This is a genomic window from Oleiphilus sp. HI0117 (assembly GCF_001635235.1).
This window is the reverse complement of record NZ_LWGA01000479.1, coordinates 1-288: the sequence shown is the minus strand read 5'-3', so window position 1 is coordinate 288 and position 288 is coordinate 1. Positions and strand designations below refer to the sequence as shown.

Here is a 288-nt window from a genome sequence, read left to right as displayed (position 1 = left end):
TCTATAGAGCGTCGAAAGTACATGACAGCTCTGGGTGCCGAGCTCGTACTAACACCAAAAGAAAAAGGCATGGGCGGTGCAATTGAAACAGCTGCCGAACTAGTTACAAAAGGCAGTAATCACTGGATGCCACAACAATTTACCAATGCTGAAAATGTTGCGATCCATCGCCGTACTACTGCGCAAGAGATTATTTCCGATTTCCCCGATGGTCTTGATTATCTGATTACCGGTGTTGGCACTGGCGGTCATATCACTGGCTGTACAGAGGAACTTCGTAAAGCCTTC

General features: G+C 46.9%; 1 protein-coding gene. It reads left to right on the top strand.

Going from position 1 to position 288, the window contains the following annotated elements:
* Positions 1-3: 3 nt before the first annotated feature.
* Positions 4-288, top strand: a 285-nt coding sequence (locus tag A3757_RS05450) for a pyridoxal-phosphate dependent enzyme (protein WP_255374975.1), incomplete at its 3' end; no start/stop codon positions are given.